The sequence below is a fragment of the Paenibacillus physcomitrellae genome (assembly GCF_002240225.1).
Lineage (GTDB): Bacteria > Bacillota > Bacilli > Paenibacillales > Paenibacillaceae > Fontibacillus > Fontibacillus physcomitrellae.
The window spans coordinates 4,188,167-4,203,513 of the sequence record NZ_CP022584.1; the positions used below are offsets into that span (position 1 = coordinate 4,188,167).

General features: G+C 51.8%; 11 protein-coding genes. 6 read left to right on the forward strand and 5 right to left on the reverse strand.

The window, feature by feature from the left end; translation table 11 throughout:
* Positions 1 to 74: 74 nt before the first annotated feature.
* Positions 75 to 971: an SDR family oxidoreductase gene (locus CBE73_RS18820; protein ID WP_094095542.1), complete on the reverse strand. Its 897-nt coding sequence runs from the start codon at positions 969 to 971 to the stop codon at positions 75 to 77.
* Positions 972 to 1,145: 174 nt separating this feature from the next.
* Between CBE73_RS18820 and CBE73_RS18825 the strand changes: the two genes are divergently transcribed.
* The 3 genes from CBE73_RS18825 (at position 1,146) to metE (ending at position 4,955) form a co-directional block, all read left to right on the forward strand.
* The gene (locus tag CBE73_RS18825; protein WP_373286344.1) at positions 1,146 to 1,793 is read left to right on the forward strand and encodes a TetR/AcrR family transcriptional regulator; all 648 of its coding nucleotides are present in this window, start codon (positions 1,146 to 1,148) and stop codon (positions 1,791 to 1,793) included.
* Positions 1,794 to 1,996: 203 nt separating this feature from the next.
* Positions 1,997 to 2,434 carry a hypothetical protein gene (locus tag CBE73_RS18830; protein ID WP_174704772.1) on the forward strand — a complete coding sequence of 146 codons (438 nt, stop codon included), beginning with the start codon at positions 1,997 to 1,999 and terminating at the stop codon, positions 2,432 to 2,434.
* A gap of 232 nt (positions 2,435 to 2,666) precedes the next feature.
* Positions 2,667 to 4,955: a 5-methyltetrahydropteroyltriglutamate--homocysteine S-methyltransferase gene (gene metE / locus CBE73_RS18835; protein ID WP_094095544.1), complete on the forward strand. Its 2,289-nt coding sequence runs from the start codon at positions 2,667 to 2,669 to the stop codon at positions 4,953 to 4,955.
* A 72-nt stretch (positions 4,956 to 5,027) separates the two neighbouring features.
* On the opposite strand, the gene CBE73_RS18840 is transcribed toward metE, so the two are convergent.
* Both CBE73_RS18840 and CBE73_RS18845 read right to left on the reverse strand, forming a co-directional pair.
* The gene (locus CBE73_RS18840) at positions 5,028 to 5,507 is read right to left on the reverse strand and encodes a GlcG/HbpS family heme-binding protein (protein WP_094095545.1); all 480 of its coding nucleotides are present in this window, start codon (positions 5,505 to 5,507) and stop codon (positions 5,028 to 5,030) included.
* A 127-nt stretch (positions 5,508 to 5,634) separates the two neighbouring features.
* Positions 5,635 to 6,534 carry an SDR family oxidoreductase gene (locus CBE73_RS18845; RefSeq protein WP_094095546.1) on the reverse strand — a complete coding sequence of 300 codons (900 nt, stop codon included), beginning with the start codon at positions 6,532 to 6,534 and terminating at the stop codon, positions 5,635 to 5,637.
* Positions 6,535 to 6,611: 77 nt separating this feature from the next.
* Between CBE73_RS18845 and ybaK the strand changes: the two genes are divergently transcribed.
* Both ybaK and CBE73_RS18855 read left to right on the forward strand, forming a co-directional pair.
* The gene (ybaK, locus tag CBE73_RS18850) at positions 6,612 to 7,100 is read left to right on the forward strand and encodes a Cys-tRNA(Pro) deacylase (protein WP_094095547.1); all 489 of its coding nucleotides are present in this window, start codon (positions 6,612 to 6,614) and stop codon (positions 7,098 to 7,100) included.
* A 250-nt stretch (positions 7,101 to 7,350) separates the two neighbouring features.
* Complete coding sequence (locus tag CBE73_RS18855) at positions 7,351 to 8,547, forward strand: MFS transporter (RefSeq protein ID WP_094095548.1); 1,197 nt, start codon at positions 7,351 to 7,353, stop codon at positions 8,545 to 8,547.
* A gap of 96 nt (positions 8,548 to 8,643) precedes the next feature.
* On the opposite strand, the gene CBE73_RS18860 is transcribed toward CBE73_RS18855, so the two are convergent.
* The gene (locus tag CBE73_RS18860; protein ID WP_094095549.1) at positions 8,644 to 11,274 is read right to left on the reverse strand and encodes a discoidin domain-containing protein; all 2,631 of its coding nucleotides are present in this window, start codon (positions 11,272 to 11,274) and stop codon (positions 8,644 to 8,646) included.
* A gap of 393 nt (positions 11,275 to 11,667) precedes the next feature.
* Here CBE73_RS18860 and ppk1 point away from each other — a divergent pair, with 393 nt between their 5' ends.
* On the forward strand, positions 11,668 to 13,758 hold the full coding sequence (gene ppk1 / locus CBE73_RS18865; RefSeq protein WP_094095550.1) for a polyphosphate kinase 1: 2,091 nt from the start codon (positions 11,668 to 11,670) through the stop codon (positions 13,756 to 13,758).
* On the opposite strand, the gene CBE73_RS18870 is transcribed toward ppk1, so the two are convergent.
* Positions 13,718 to 15,244, reverse strand: a complete 1,527-nt coding sequence (locus CBE73_RS18870) for a Ppx/GppA phosphatase family protein (RefSeq protein ID WP_157739624.1) — start codon at positions 15,242 to 15,244, stop codon at positions 13,718 to 13,720. The two genes, ppk1 and CBE73_RS18870, sit on opposite strands and share 41 nt — an antisense overlap.
* Between the last annotated feature and the right edge of the window lie 103 nt (positions 15,245 to 15,347).

Genomic DNA, 15,347 nt, shown 5'->3' on the forward strand with positions numbered 1-15,347 from the left:
AGGTTCTATGCTTGCAGGGCTTTATTTCGCTATTCTTCTATGGGATCACATCGCTGGCAGGCAGGTTGGCCTTATCAGTTCTTGAAATAATGCCCCTGTTCAAGATCTTCGATTAAGCCTGGTTCCTTAGGCTGCCACTCCAAACGCTGCTGCGTGAGCGCACTGGAGGTTGGGTTATCGGCGGAGGCGAAAGCGCCAAGGAAACCGAAATGAGCATCCGCTTCTTCTCGCGGAATGCTGACGACCGGTACGCCCAAATGCCGTCCGATGACCTCTGCGATGTCGCGGAAGGGTACCCCCTCATCCCCAACCCCATGAAGGATGGAACCCGCTGGTGCCTGTTCGAGCGCCAGCCGGAACAAACGGGCGGCATCCAGGCGATGTACGGCTGGCCAGCGGTTAGACCCGTCGCCGACATAAGCGGCGGCACCTTTGGTGCGGGCGACGCCGATCAAGTAGGAGACAAATCCTTGGTCGCCTTCCCCGTGGACGGAAGGAGAAAGACGGACAACAGATGAACGTACGCCGCGTTTGGCGAACGCCAGTGCCGTATTTTCCGATGCGCCCCGGGCATGCTGTCCGGCAACGATTTCTTCCGTTCCGATTGTACCCGGAGGGGTAACGCCTAACATCATCAAAGTCCCTGAGGTATTCACGAAGGGTTTGCCGGATCCTTCAAGGGCAGCCCCGATGGTTTCGACGGCGCGGAGATCGGCTGCCAGTGCACCCTCATAATCCGAAAAATCATGCTTGAATGCCAGATGAATAACGCCGTCGGCCGAAGCGGATCCGCTGCGCAGGCTGTCTAAATCGTCAAGACTCCCGCGGTGTACCTCCGCTCTCGCAGCGGTCAGTTCGGACACCGCTTTATCCGTACGGGCAAGCCCGACAACTTGATGGCCGGCGCTAATAAGCTCATTTACTACTGCAGATCCAATAAAACCAGTCGCTCCTGTAACAAAAACACGCATAATTGTGGCCTCCTTAAATTTAGGTTATCAAGAGTAGCTACAGGAACGATTATAAGACGTTATGTTGATAAAATAAACTATTTTTATTAAATTAGTTAATTTATTAAGAAATGTTTGTGATACACCCTATTTTCGTTATAATAGAATTCATGAGTTTAAAGGAGGATTTAGGCCGTGAGAAAAGCCGTCAGCAGAGATCAATATCTCATGAAAATAAAGCCCGTTATCAGGCATACCAAATTCAGCCAATTAAAAATAGATGAAATCGCTAAGTATATGGACATCAGCAAAGTGACGTTGTATAAGCATTTTTCTTCCAAAGACGAGATCATTCAGGAGGTTGTAGATTATTCGGTCAATTTTCTGGATGAGGTGGATCAGGTGATTGAGGATGAAAATCTCTCGTACATTAAACGATTTCAAAAGACGTTTATCCAGTCGCTTGTCTGCGTCATTTATATTACGGATTTGTTTTTGGACGATCTTAAGGAGTTTTATCCTCATCATTTTGATGCTCTTTCCGCCGCCATGCAGGATAGGAACAAAAAGCTGCAGGCCTTCTTTGAATCAGGAATGGAGCAGGGGATCTTCAACCGGATGAATGCCGTACTGTTTATGGTTCAGGACGACGCCATGCTGCGGCGCCTGATGGAGCCGTCTTTTTCAATCCAATATGATGTAACGCTCAAGCAAGCTGTCATGGACTTTTATCAGATGAAGAAGTATCAGCTGCTAAAACCCGAATATTTGGATCAGGCAGACGATTCCTCAGTGGAAAAACGTGTCGTTCAGATTTTGCAAACCGTTTCTGTCAATTATTAGGGCATAAAGAGAAGAGAGGTTTGCTTAGGCTCCCTTGAGGGAGCTTTTTCTTTGCCTTGACAAAAGTAAATAAATGGGGTTTTATGAACGGAATTGATCTGGTTATTAAAGGGAATTAAATGTTCTTATAAGAAACTGCAAAGGAGGGATTCCCTATCAGAATCAGTAAAGGACGTTTGTTCCTTATCCTATTTCTCCTTATTATGCTTGGAGTAAATGTTTATAATCTGGGCGTGATCGACTGGTTTAGAACGTATTCGTTGGATAAGGTGCTGATCAACAAAATGCAGGATAACGGTGTAGATCGTATGCTCTTATTTAATGAAGCAGATACATCTATAGAAGATCCTCAGGTCATCAAGAACTTCCTTAACAGCTTTGAAGATGTTCGTTTAAAGAAGGTAAAAAACTTCGATAGACGTGGGGATCGTATGGGCGATTTCTATATGTTTAAAGATTATCGTGATCACACGGAACAAAACGGGATTAGCTTATTTGGTGAAAATGGGACCGTAAAATACCTGGAAGTCAATGATGCCCAAAAGACGAAAAACCAGCTGATCACCTTCAAAATCGTCGGTGGCAATGTTGATTACAAAGCGATTAAAGAAGTTATAAGTCAATCTAAGGAGATTAAATAGTAAGGAAATAAAATAACGTTAACGCTTCTCCTCGTACGCGCGCAGCTCAGCACCAGCTGACTGTGCATTATTTTTATGGTTAGATATAGTTTTTGGTTATAACCGGCTATATCTTTTAGGATTTACCCTATACCCGGAAAACTATGCTATTTTGAGTTTAACAAGAACAGCGGACGACGGCAGGCCTGCAGGAACCGCTCAAGACAATCTCAATATAGAGGAGTGTTTCCGAATGAAAAGCAGCAATTTAGGATACCCGCGCATCGGCCAAAACCGGGAGTGGAAGAAAGTAATCGAGGCCTATTGGGCCGGCAAGCTGGAAGAGCAGGAGCTGCACAGCGAGCTGGAATCCATTCGCCTCGGGAACTTGAAGCTTCAGCAGGAGCAGGGGATTGACCTGATTCCTGTGAATGATTTTACTTATTACGATCATGTACTGGATACGGCTGTGATGTTCGGATTGGTGCCACAACGTTTTGCCTGGGACGGAAGACATGTGGATCTGGCCACCTATTATGCGATAGCCCGGGGGAACAAGGAAGCCACCGCCTCCGAAATGACAAAATGGTTCAACACGAACTATCACTATATTGTGCCGGAGATTACGGCGGATCTGCAGCCGGTTCTGACGGTTAACCGTCCGCTTGAAGCATATCGGGAGGCCAAAACCAAGCTGGGTATTGAAGGCAAGCCGGTGCTTCTTGGCCTGTTTACGCTGCTGAAGCTGTCCAAAGGATACGAAGCCGAGCAGTTCTCGGCCTGGGTAGACCGTCTGCTTCCGCTATACGGACAAGTGCTGGCCGAGCTGGAGCAGGAGGGCGTGCAGTGGGTACAAATCGACGAGCCTGCCCTGGTGGCGACGCTTACGTCCGAAGAGCTGGCAGAGGTCCAGCATATTTACGGGTCTTTGAGCAAACAGCTGTCCGGATTGAAAGTGCTGGTTCAAACCTATTTTGAAGCTGTGGATCACTACAAGGAAATCGTTGCTTTGCCGGTGCAGGGCATCGGTCTCGACTTCGTCCATGACCGCGGGCAAAATCTGCGCTCTGTGCTGGAGCAAGGTTTCCCAAGCGACAAAGTGCTTGGAGCAGGCGTGATTGATGGCAGAGGCATTTGGAAATCCGATCTGGCTGCCAAGCTGGAGCTGTTGGATACCCTGAAACAAAAGGTAGCGGCGGAACGCCTGCTCGTTCAGCCGTCCAGCAGTCTGCTGCATGTCCCGGTGACAACAGCTCAGGAGCAGAAGCTTGATCCAGTCCTCAAAGACGCGCTTGCTTTCGCTAATGAAAAAATCACCGAGCTTGTGCTGCTCACCCAAGCCGGCAACAAAGGCGCTGCAGCCGTCAGCGCCGGGCTGGCTGCGGCTGATCGCGGCCGCAAGGCGCTCCAGCAGTCGCCGGCCAGAAACAAAACGGCGGTGCGCCAGCGTACCGCCGAGGCGGTGGCCCAACCTGCCGAGAGAACGGCTGATGTGGAGACGCGTCGCAAGGTTCAGCAGGACAAGTTCCAGCTTCCCCTGCTTCCGACAACCACGATCGGCAGCTTCCCGCAGACGCCGGAGGTCCGCAGCGCCAGACTGAAATGGCGCAAGGGCGAATGGAGCCCGCAGCGCTATGAAACGTTCATCAAGGAGCAGATCCAGGACTGGATCCGGATTCAGGAGGAGCTAGGGCTGGATGTGCTGGTTCACGGGGAGTTCGAACGTACGGACATGGTGGAATTTTTCGGAGAGAAGCTGGAAGGGTTTGCTTTCACGTCGCTGGGCTGGGTGCAATCCTATGGCTCCCGCTGCGTGAAACCGCCGATCATTTACGGGGATATCGAGTTCACCGCTCCGATGACGGTGGCTGAAACGGTTTATGCTCAATCGCTGACCCAAGCACCGGTGAAAGGTATGTTGACGGGTCCGGTCACGATCCTCAACTGGTCGTTTGTCCGGGATGATCTGTCCCGCGAAGAGGTTGCTTATCAGATTGCGCTGGCCCTGCGAGAAGAGGTCGAGGCGTTGGAAGCAGCCGGCATCGGTATGATCCAGGTGGATGAACCGGCTCTGCGCGAAGGGCTTCCGCTCAAACGCGAACAGTGGCCGCATTATCTGGAATGGGCGGTGAAGGCATTCAAACTGTCCACGACAACGGTCAAGGATGAAACGCAAATTCATACCCATATGTGCTACAGCGAATTTAACGACATCATCGAAGCAATCAGCGCTTTGGATGCGGACGTTATTTCGATCGAAACCTCGCGCAGCCACGGCGAGCTGATCGAAAGCTTTGAGAAATATACGTATGACAAAGGCATCGGCCTGGGAGTCTATGACATCCACAGCCCGCGTGTACCGCCGGTTGAGGAAATGACCTCGATGATCGACCGCGCTCTGCGGGTGCTGAAGCCGTCCCAATTCTGGATCAATCCGGACTGCGGTCTGAAGACGCGCAAAGATGAAGAAACGGTGCTGGCGCTGAGAAACATGGTAGAAGCCACTCGCCTCAGCCGTGAGAAATACAGCGTTAAAGCCTGATTTTCCAGCAAAATCAAGCCAAATAGAAAGCAGGTTCCGGAATGCACATCCGGAACCTGCTTCTTTTTCTGTTCAGGGGAAAGTCCAGTCAGCCGCATTTGACCCAATTCGTGCACGGACAGGAGGAGGGGAGCCGCTCAGCTTCAGGTTCTCAAAGGCTTGAACGGCTGATTTGGCGACTTCGATGTCCTGCGCGCTGACTCCTCCGCTTACGCCAATTGCTCCGATCATTCTGTCTTCCACCACAAAAGGGATGCCTCCGCCCAAAATCGTAATTTTACCTTGATTAATGCTATTAATTCCAAAAGCTTCACCCCCGGGAGCAGCGAGCTTGGCGAGCTGTTCTGTTGGCATTTTTAGGGCGGCGCTGGTCCAGGCCTTGCTCTGAGCCACTTCGATATCGCCGATTCTGGCATTGTCCATGCGGTGGAAAGCGACTAGATTAGCTCCTTCATCCACGATAGCGATGTCGCAGGCCAGCTTCATCTGGCGGGCTTTCTGTTCTGCAGCCTCAAGCAGCTGTTTGGCAAGCTCCAGCGTAAGTTTAAACAACCGGATCCCTCCTTTAGAGTTGGTATGTCCGTTTCTTTAGAGTCGGTACGTCCTTTCGTCCCTTCCTTCAGGCAGCATTCTAAATAACAAATCTACAAACCTATAAATCCCAGCTCAGGTCTCCAATTCAGGTAACAACGGACCCTCCATTAGCAAAATAAATCTGCCCTGACGTATACGAAGCATCGTCCGAGGCGAGCAGCACATATACGGGAGCCAGTTCAAACGGCTGGCCGGGCCGTCCGAGCGGAACCTCGGTTCCAAAGGTGGTGACTTCTTCCGCAGTGAAGGCGGACGGGATTAATGGCGTCCAAGTCGGCCCGGGTGCCACAGCGTTGACGCGAATGCCTTGATCGGCCAGGGAGAGGGCCAATGAACGGGTAAAGGATACAATGGCACCTTTGGTGGCGGTGTAATCGATCATGTTAGCCATTCCGGAGAAGGCAGTATCCGAGGTGGTGTTAATAATCGAGCTTCCTGCACGCAGATGGGGCAGCGCAGCTTTCGTCATGTCAAAAAATGAAATAATATTGGTATGGAAGGTATTCAGCAGCTGTTCTCGGGAAATCTGCAAAATGCTGGGCTGATGGAACTGCACCCCGTGATTGTTGACCAGAATGTCCAGCTTGCCGAAGGTTTGGACGGTTTTCTCTACTACAGCATAACAGTTGTTCTCGTGCCTCAAATCGGCGGCAAGGGTCAAACATTGGCGGCCAAGCTTGTTAATCATTTGCTGGGTTTCAGCCGCATCCTGATGTTCGTCGAGGTAAACGATGGCGATATCGGCGCCTTCCTTGGCGAAAGCTATGGCGGCGGCGCGGCCGATCCCGCTGTCTCCGCCGGTAATCAGCGCGATTTTGTTGGTTAATCTGCCGCTGCCGGAGTATGCCGGATTATCGGAGATCGGGCGGGGGGTCATGATATATTCAAAGCCGGGATGGCGGTCTTGATGCTGCGCTGGGAAAACAACCGGGACGCTGCGGCACTGCGTTGTCCAGCCCATGTAAGGATATTTGGGATAACTCATGATTGTCTCCTTTCGGATTTCATCGTTTGGTCCTAATTTATTCAAAGGTTAAGCAATAAAGAAGGAGGAACACCCTAATGGCGGAAAGCAAAACCAATGCAATGCGATTGCTCGATAAATCTCAAATTCCATACGAAACCTTGAATTACGATCACGAGGACGGGCAGATTCACGGCACGGCTGTTGCGGAGAAAATCGGCAGACCACAGGAGTCCGTCTTTAAAACGCTGGTGGCCCACCAAAGCGGCCAAATTAGTCAAATCTGCGTGTTTGTTATCCCGGTGGCGGAGGAACTCGATTTGAAGAAAGCAGCCAAAGCGGCCGGCGCCAAAAAGATAGAGATGCTGCCCGTGAAGGACCTGCTCAAATGGACGGGATATATCCGCGGCGGCTGTTCTCCTGTCGGCATGAAAAAGCTGTATCCCACCTTTATAGATGCCAGCGCCGAAGGGCTGAAGATCATCGCGGTCAGCGCGGGCAGAATAGGTACACAAATGGAGCTGAACCCGCAGCAGCTGGCGGAACAGGTGAAAGCCGTCTTTTTCCCGCTGACTAAAGAAGCCTGAATCCCGGGAACTGATAGGAGATCATAGGAGATCATAGAAAATCATAGGAGATCAAAATCAATACAGAAGGATGAGAGCCCGTTGGCATGACGCGGCTCTTTTTGTTTTAAGGGGAGGCATTGAAGGAGGAAACAATCCGTGGAGAATTAGGCAAAGTCTCTATAGAAATAGGCTACCGCCTGCTTTATCAAATCATCCATACTAAGTCCAGAGGATATTTGAATTTTATTGTAACTAAGGAGGAATTTCCGTGAGTCAAGCTTTAGTTCAGCAAGAACAAGCAAACGAACGGGCGGCTTTTCTTAAGGTGGTAACCATACTAGGATTAAGTTCGGTTCTTATCCTTTCGCTCATGTATATAACCATTCCGCTTGTTCCTATATGGGCCGACCATTATAAAGTAGCCCAAAGCGTTGCCGTCTGGACGGGCAGTGCCTTTGGATTCGCTTATGCACTGGGGAATATCTTTTGGGGGACTCTCTCGGACAGATTTCAGCGTATAAAAATTCTTTACACAGGGTTGTTTTTGCTTACCGGAGCCACGATCCTCGTCGGTTTAAGCCCCTCTATCGGAGCTTTAATTGCTTTACGGGGCCTGCAAGGACTGATTGCCGCTTCTTTCCCTGCCGTTGCGATTGCTTATGTAGGTGATGTTCTTGCTCCGCACTACCGGGCGCTTGCCATTTCATTCATCAGCTGCGGCTTTCTGCTGGCCGGGATCTTGGGGCAGGTTTATGCCACAGCGCTTCAGGCATCTCTCGGCTGGCGGAGCGCATTTTGGATTCTGGCCGCCGTATATTTCATTATTGCCTTATTCATGATGAAGCTGCCTAAAGGGGCTGTCCAGGGGACAACAAAAGCTTCTCTGTTTCAAGTTTATGCGCAGATGCTGCGGTTGTTTAGTAACGGAAGACTGCTGATTGCCTGGCTTGCTGCCGTTTCCATTCTGCTCAGCTTTGTCGGTATGTACTCGGCCCTTTCTTCCTTTGTTACGGAACAGTTCCACGGCGATTCGTCAACGTTGACCTGGATCCGTGTTGCGGGAATCCCCAGCATCCTGCTGTCCATCGGAGCGGGGAGCCTGATCAAACGGATAGGTCCGAAAAAGGTGACCGTCTACAGTTTACTGTTAGCCGGGATAGGCCTCATTCTTGAAGCCTTCTCCGGCTCGCTTCCGATGCTTGTTGTAGCAAGCGCGGTCTTTGTCCTCGGCATCGCCTCGGCGGTTCCCGGCATCATTGTCATGGTCGGACAGCTTGGCAGTCAGGCGCGGGGGAGTGCTACTGCCGTATATGCCTTCTTCGTATTCGTTGGAGCCAGTATGGGCCCGATTCTGGCCACTCAACTTATCGGCTACGGCGCGAAAACCGTATTTCTGGTCCTCGGCGGAATTGTTTTTCTGGCCGCTGTAGTGATCTCTATAGCGATTCGGCTTGAACGGGCATAAGCCTCAGTTCAATCCACAGCCTTGGCTGTTTTCCATAAAAAAAGAGGGGTCTCCTAAAATGGAGACCCCTCTTGCGATTGATCCAGCCTTCAGCGGTTAAGGATACACATTCAGCTCATGAATCGACCACCAGCTGGTGCTGGTACCGGTTTGCACGATGCGGATGTATCTCGCGTTTTGCGGTGAGAAGGTTGCTGTTATAACGGGACCGTTCCCTGTGCCGGTTGCAATGGCGCTACCAAAGCTGGTGCCGTCATTGGATACGTAAATCTCGTATCCGCGGGCATAGTCGTTGTTGCTGCCTGCGGAGTCCATGACGATTTTACTGAAGCTGCTCCCAGTCTTCATGTCGATGGTCAAGGACTGGCCCGGTGCCATCGGCGCGCCTGAGCTCCAGCGAGTGGAGGGGTTCCCGTCAAACAGGCTGGCCGGCAGGTCGCCGCTGGAAGGCGCCGAGGAAGCCGTCCAGCCATTGCGGGCAAGCGGCGTATCCGAGGAGCTGGCCGCGGAGCCAAATACATTTAGTTCGTGGATCGACCACCAGCTGGTGCTGGTACCGGTCTGTACAACTTTGATGTACCGGGCATTCTGCGCGGTAAAGCTGACGGTGATTACAGAACCGCTGCCGGTTCCTGATGCCACCGGATTGCCCCAGGTGCTGCCGTCACTGGACAAATAAACTTGATATCCGCGGGCATAATCGTTATCGCTGCCGGTCGAGTCCATTTTGATCGAACTCACGTTGTACGCCTTTTTCATGTCGATCGTCAAGGATTGACCGGAAGCCATCGGCACGCCAGTGCTCCAGCGGGTCGCGGCATTACCATCGAACAGATTCGCAGCGGCATCGCCGCTGGAAGGATCAGAGACGGCTGTCCAGCCGCTGCGATCCAGCGCTGTTCCTCCCGGATTTGTGCTGCCGTCCCCCGAATTTCCGCTGCCGTTTCCGGTAAATTCGGTAAGCGTCTGCCGCATGGCGGAAGCCGGATTGTTCCCATAAACACGGTCGCCAGTATTATTGACAATGTGGGTAATTTCGCTGCCAGGCGTGCCGTTGAGCCAGATCGTTGTGGCGTGATGGATCTTGACGCCCGGCACATTAGGCACTTCAATCGCACTGTTCAGCTTGACAGCCGCATCCCGGAAGTAGGAGTAAACGCCAAGCCCCCAGGCTTCATGGCTTGTTACGGAATCGGCCACCTTGTAGGAGGCATAGCCGTTAACTGTTCCGCCGCCTGACATCCAGGCCTCCTGGTTAGGAACATCGTACGGGATTTCCGATTGATAGAAATATAGTCGTCCGTCGTTGCCATTCCATAGCGTCTGGTATTCGTTGTGATGCTCATTAAACAGACCGTACAGGGTGACATCGGCACCGTTTACGATCAGACCGTTTTTGGACACGTTGCTAGTCCAGCCGGCTCCGTTGCCGTGGTCGGCACGCCAGATCCAGAAATGATCGCCGATCACGTCACGGCTGTTGATGATCAGTCCGGCATCCGTCCGGCCATTGGAAGCACCGCCGACCCGGAAGGTGAGGTCATGCAGTGAAGTCGGATTGGCGGCATGGCCTGCGCTGCTGCCCGCAGGGCCGACTTCCAGCAGGCTTGAAGTGTTGACCGGACCGGCATCGAAGGTCAATCCGGCGATTTTGACGCCATCTACATCCGCTACCGACATGGCCGGTTTCCCGGTGTCCGGCACGAGGGTCGGAATACCGATGCCAAGCACGACGGTGTTCGGATTGGTGATGCGGATCGTATCGTTTAAGTGGAAGAAACCAGGTGTAAACAGCAGGTTTTTGCCTTGGGCAAGAGCGGCGTTAATAGAGTCCGCCGTAGCCGTCTCCGGTTTGGCGATATAGAATTGGTCAATAGAGAGGGATGTGCCCGGGGTGGAGCCGTTTGCCCAGCTGACGCCCTGGGTGTTGGTTTGAAGCGAAGGAACAAATATCCGGTATTGGCTGGCGTTATCGATATACAGATAAGGTTTCTCCCGCATGATCGGCGTTTTGTCTACTACGGTATACGGAGGTTCCGGGAACTGGCCCGACGGCGCGTTAGTGTCACCTACAAAGACCATATTCCAAACCCCGTTGTTCCAGGAGCCCCATTGGCTGTTGCGCGAGAACCACTGCTGCTGGGAAGCCGGGACAACCGTACCGTCCACGATAGAATCCGCAAGGAAACCGCCGCTCGCCCAGCCGGCATTCCAGTTCGAGTCGAAGTCAAACAGATCAAGCTCGCCTTTAATATGCAGCCGTCTGAGCGGTGCTGCCTGGGAGACGGCAAATTGAGTCACTCCGTTCGAAGGAGCGATGGTCAAATTCTCGATGGCGCGCCAGAAATTGCGCGTTGCGTTGCCGTTATCCCAATCCGCATTGATGTTTAATCCCCCATTAATCGTAACGTCCCCGGGATTTTGTCCGAGTCCGGCTACGTGGGTGTTGAAGCCTACATTAAAATTAATATTGTAAGACCCTGGTTTGAACAACAGAGCGTCACGCTGGGTACCAAACTCGTTGGACTCCTGAACAGCATACACAGAGTTCACCGTGTTTTGAATATCTGAAGCTGGCATAGAAGGGTCGAATACATAGACATTAGGGCCAAAGATCGTGGAGTTTGCATCGCTGATCGACGCTGCATGGGAAAAACCGGGATCAGCCGCCAGGAATCCCACCGTCATGACCAAGCTGGAAACGACGGACACTGCTTTTCTGAACATAATTGTCTCCTCCCGTAATAGGTTTTGATAAACCGCTTGTGGACTTGACTAAAACTAGATTCAAATAACAGGAAAGCGTTTGCAAAATACTAGATTATCTTCCTCCTTTCTACACAAATCGTAATTCAATTCTGGAAGAGTTTTCCAAGGTGTACAGCTATTATACCTAAATTTGTAAGAATTTGAGGTTGAATTTTTAAAGAAGTTTTTTTATTTCAGAGGTATACTGGGAACTAAACTAGGAAATTCAAATTCGCTTGTATTAAGCTGGTTTAATATTGGATTTACATAAAATTAACACTGGCTTTACACTCTCATTACACGAACCACAAGTCTGCAAAGTACAATTATATAGTTAAGCTGATTAATTATGCTGACATTCGGAGGCCCGACATGTTGAGAGAAATAAACACAGGAAAATATGTAAACCGGGATCTGAGCTGGGTGGAGTTTAACCGCCGGGTGCTGCAGGAGGCCCAGGACAGTGAGACGCCGCTGCTGGAGCGCTTGAAATTCCTTGGTATTGTAGCGAGCAATTTGGACGAGTTTATGGCCGTGCGGGTTGCCGAAACGATGGAGAAGATCAAAGCGGGCTTTACGCAGAAAGATTTCACCGGCTACGCCCCATCCGGCCTGTACCGCAGACTGGTCAAGCGGATCAAGCAGATGACGGCCGAGCAGTACAAAAGCTACCGGGATCTGACACGTTCGATGGCCCGTAAGGGGATCGTCTTTCAGGAATACGAGACGCTTAATGCGACTCAGCAGAAAGCATTGGACCATTACTTCCATGAAATTATCTTTCCCGTATTAACGCCGATGGCGGTAGATCAAAGCCGTCCGTTTCCGCTCGTGCATCCGAAATTCGTCTATTTGTCCGTTTTGCTTCGCAAAGAGGATGCGGAGGATGCGGAGGAGGGGGAAGAGACCTTTTTCGCTATTGTCCAGGTGCCGTCGAATGTGCCTCGGGTCGTTCCCGTACCGCTTCGGGCCAACAGCAAGCGCAAATCCTTTATCCTGATCGAAGAATTGATCAAACATCATATCCATACGCTGTTTGTCGGCTATACGCCCCTTGCCGTTCATGAGTTCCGTTTAACACGGAATGCGGATTTGACGATCAACGAGGAAGAGGCGGAGGATTTGCTGGAGGAGATTGAGAAAGAGCTTCGCCGCCGCAGACGTGGTGCACCTGTCCGGCTTGAAGTTCAGAAAGGCATTCACCCCGATGCGCTCGCCGAACTACAGGAAGAGTTCGAGCTTGAGGATATTTACGAAATCGACGGTCCGCTCGATTTGAGTTACCTGATCGGTTTTGCCGATAGTCTGGAAGGCTTCTCCCATTTGAAATACCCGCCAATTCAGCCGGTGTATCCGCAGGAGTTTGCGCCGCATGAAAGCCATTTTGGAGTGCTGCGCAGGCAGGACGTGCTGGTCTATCATCCCTATGAATCGTTTGATGCGGTGACCGATTTTGTGCAGGAGGCTGCGGAGGATCCGAAGGTCATGGCGATCAAGATGACGCTGTACCGGGTGAACGGCGACTCGCAGCTCATTCCGGCATTGGCGCATGCCGCGGAGTGCGGCAAGCAGGTGACGGTGGTGGTCGAGCTTAAAGCCCGATTTGATGAGGAACGAAACATCGCCTGGGCAAGAAAGCTGGAGAAGGCAGGCTGTCATGTCGTCTACGGTTTGGTCGGCTTGAAGACCCATGCCAAAATCATCCTTGTCGTCCGCCGCGAGCAGCAGGGACTCCGCCGTTATGTACACGTCGGAACTGGCAACTACAATGCCAGCACGGCCAGAATGTATACGGACGTAGGACTGTTTACCTCCAATCCGGTCATCGGTGACGATGCTTCGGAGCTGTTTAATGAAATTACCGGCTTCTCCGGTCCGAAGAATCTCAAGGCTTTGCGCATTGCGCCAACCGGTCTCAAGGACGAGCTGTTCCGGCTGATTCGGCGGGAAGCGGAGCATGCCCGCAAAGGCAAGAAAGCCCGGATTATCGCCAAGATCAACTCCTTATCCAATCAGGACATGATTGATGAGCTTTATCTGGCTTCCCAAGCGGGCGTGCAGATCGAGCTGATCGTCAGGGGCGTGTGCTGCCTGCGTCCCGGCGTGGAGGGGCTGAGCGAGAATATCAGGGTGATCAGTATCGTGGACCGGTTCCTGGAGCACAGCCGGATCTTTTATTTCGAGAATGAAGGCAGTCCAGAGGTGTTCCTGTCCAGCGCAGATTGGATGACACGGAATCTCAAGCGGCGTATCGAGCTGATGTGTCCGGTTTCGGATCCGGTGACGAAGGAAATGGTCATCAACATTCTGAAGCTCCTGCTGCGGGATAACATTAAGGCAAGAGAGCTTCAGGCCAGCGGCAATTATGTATTTGTGAAAAATGAAGAGCCTCCGCTGCGCAGCCAGACGGAGGCGATGAATATTAACCTTTGGAAACCTCAAGATTTGACCATGTTAACTTGATCTTCCAGGCTTCCTCAAGATCCTTGCAGGCTTCTTCCAATCGATTGTTCTGAACAAGCGGCTCAGCGGTACAGTGCATCTGCACGTGCAGCGAGCCGTTTGCTGTCTTAACGGAAATGTCCTCGACAACCGGGGCAGACCGGATGGCTTTCGCGAGAATGAGCAATGACCCGAGCCGATGAACCCGTTCCGTATCGGAGGATTTCAGAATGTCGGCATGCTGCTCCAGCAGCTGTGGTGTTCTTTTCTTGGGATGATAGTCGGCCGTAATCGCACTAAGTAAGGCTTCTCTATGGGAGAGGCCGTAAATCCCCCCGTACATGATCCGGTATACGGCATGCTGGCTGCTTTTGTAATAGTTAATCAGAATGCCGGAATCGCTAAGCATGGCGGCCGTATACATGACGGCTGTGTCCCGCTCGTCAGGCTCCTTGTGCTCCAAAGCTTTGTAGATTTTGAACATGTCTTTGTAGGTTGCCTCAAGCGATGCTTCTGGTGCTGGAGGACCGAAGCGGAGCATGTTCTGCACGCTTGTCTTCAGTGCATCGGCGACAACCGGCTCCTTGGGAGCGAACCAGTCCCGGAACAAACCATCGCGCAGTCCTGCGCCGCTGACGATGTAACGATCGGCCTGGATGGTATGAAAGACCGTCTGCAGAATCAGCAGGCCTGGCACGATCAGATCGGCGCGGTCCTTGGACAAGCCGGGTAATTTTTTGCGGAAAGAAGAGGATTCAGAGGGCAGCAGCTCGGCCATTCCATCCACGGTTTTCCCTTCCATTTCGTAGTGATGCACAGCAGGCAGGGAATATTTCGTCTGCCGCTGATGTATTTTGGCCAGCGTCCGGATTGTTCCGCCGAGTCCGATCAGCGGAAGGCCGGGATTGCTTTGAGGCCAGCCGAGCGGCTCAAGCGCCTGTCTAATTTCTGCCCGGAGCGCTTCGATCTGGCTTTTGTCCCACTGCTCCTCCGTCGCAAAGCGGGCGAGCCCGTTAACGGCTCCAAGAGGGATAGAGATGCTGTGCAGCAGTTTCCTGTTCCGGAACAGAGTTAACTCCGTGCTGCCTCCCCCAATATCCACGATCATACCATCCTGAACATCCATGGACTGAAGCACGCCCAGAAAGCCGTAATAGGCTTCCCGTTCACCGCTCACCCGCTCGATCACCAGCCCGGTGTCGGCTTCAAGCCAGCCGATGATTTCCTCGGCATTCGCAGCATTGCGAATAGCAGCCGTAGCGGCAGCGCGGATATGTGTCGTTCGGAAATCGCGGCAAATCATTTTGAACTGGTTCAGTATATTTACGGCCGCATCCAGATGGCTGCGCGGAATGGTTCCGTCCGGAGCGACCTCCCGGCTTAAGCGGGCCGAATATTTATTTTCATAGATAATCCGGTAGCAGCCGCCAGGTTCGATTTCATAGATGACTAGCCGGATCGAGTTAGACCCGATATCAATGATGCCCATATTAGAGTTGTGATTCATAGAGTTCTCCTTATAAGTCGAATTCATTCGGTTCAGTCTGTATATGAACTAGCTTACCCGCCAAATGCGGGAACAAACCTATTCTTTATATTATTTCATATTG